This is a genomic window from Streptomyces phaeochromogenes, from assembly GCF_001418655.1.
In the GTDB taxonomy this organism is placed as follows: domain Bacteria; phylum Actinomycetota; class Actinomycetes; order Streptomycetales; family Streptomycetaceae; genus Streptomyces; species Streptomyces phaeochromogenes.
Map to the genome: position 1 here is coordinate 1 of NZ_LIQZ01000584.1, position 1,688 is coordinate 1,688.

Consider the following 1,688-nt stretch of genomic DNA (forward strand, 5'->3'; position numbering starts at 1 on the left):
GGCCGAGACCGGGGCCGGGGCGGGCGAGGCCGGCCGCGTCACGTCCGCGGACTCCGGCCGCACGGCGGTGTCCCGTACGAGCGCCGCCCCGCCCGACACCATGGCGCCCAGGATCCGGTCGAGGTCGCCCAGACAGTCCCGTACCGTCGACGCGTCGAAGAGATCGGCGTCGTAGCGGATGCGCAGCCGCAGCCCCGGACCCGTACGGACGGCCATCAACCCCATCTCCAGCGGCGCCGATTCGGAACCGCCGTCGACCGCTTCGGCGTACAGCCCCGGTAGCCGGATCCCGGCCAGCGGAGCGGTGTCCAGGTCCGCCGAGACGGTGATCAGGGGGCGCGGGTTGCCGGGGTCGGGGTTGACGGCGGCGAGGAGCGCGTCCAGGTCGACGTGCTGATGGGCGTCGGCCGCGAACAGCGCGTCCCGGGTGGCCCGTACGGCGTCGGTCAGCGGTGTCGACTCCGTGAGCGTGGCCCGCAGCGGAAGCAGCGCGACGTGGAATCCCACCGTGCCGGTGGTCTCCGGGGTGCGGCGCCCGAAGGTCGAGCCCACGACGAACTCGTCCTGGCCCGAGCGCTCGCGCAGCACCAGTTGCCAGGCGGTGAGGAGCGAGGCGAAGAGCGTGACGCCCTGTCGGCCGCTCCACTCCTGCAGTGCCGCCGTGCGGACGCCGTCGAGGCGGATCTCGGCGGCGGCCCCGCCACCCGCCACCCGACGGCCGCGGGGGCGCCGGGTGGGCAGCGCGGGCACCGGCGGCAGCGGATCGAGGTACCGCCGCCACCACTCCAGGTCGGCGGGGTCCCGGTCGGGCTCGGCGGCGCCGACCGTGCTGCCCGCGGGCGCCGCGAACCGCGCGGGGCGGCCCTCGACCGCGGCCTTGTAGAACTCCTCCAGATCGGCCGCGAGGATGCCGGCCGAGTGGGCGTCGGTGACGATGTGGTGCAGCCCGAGTACGAGCACATGGTCGTCGTCGGCGAGCGTCAGGAGCCGTGGGGTGAACAGCGGGCCCTCGGCGAGGTCGTACGGCCGCGTGCTCTCTTCCCGCAGCACCGCCGCGACGGCCGCGTCGAGCTCGTCGGGCCCCGGCGCCGGTGAATCGGTCAACTGCCCCCGGACGTCGGTCACTCGGAGCGGGACGCGCCGTCCGTGCCGTACGACCTGCAGCACGGTCTCGTCGCCACCGCCCGGGCGGAACACGGTCCGCAGGCCCGCGTGCCGCTCGACCAGCCCGTCGACTGCGGCGGCCAGCGCCTCCACGTCCAGCGGGCCGCGCAGCCGTACCGCCTGGATCTCGTTGTACGCGGCCGGGTCGCCGATCAGCTGGGAGGCGAGCCAGATCCGGCGCTGGGCGTCGGTCGCGGGAGCGGAGACGTCGGCGTCCGGAAGGGCGGGCGCGGCGACATCGTTGCCAGGAGGGGTGGTGGCCGGCCCCGCGTCCTGGTGGCGCTCGCGCAGCGCGTCAAGGTGTTCGAGCCCGGTACGCATCAGGTCGGCGGGCATGCCGAAGTCGACGAGGGCGGCGATCTCGTCGACGCCCGCCTCGTAGAGCGCGTCCACCACGGGCGCGCAGGTCTCCGGCGTACCGATCAGGGCCCGCTCGTCGCAGTACCCGTCGTACGCCCGGCGGAAGAGGTACTCCAGGTCCTCCTCGCTCGCCGTGGCCAGGTCACGCGGATCGCCGCCCGGCG

General features: G+C 75.2%; 1 protein-coding gene. It reads right to left on the reverse strand.

Annotation, left to right across the window (positions count from 1 at the left end; all coding sequences use genetic code 11):
• The coding region (locus tag AOK17_RS49640; protein ID WP_245697848.1) for a condensation domain-containing protein at positions 1 to 1,688 on the reverse strand (1,688 nt) is incomplete at both ends.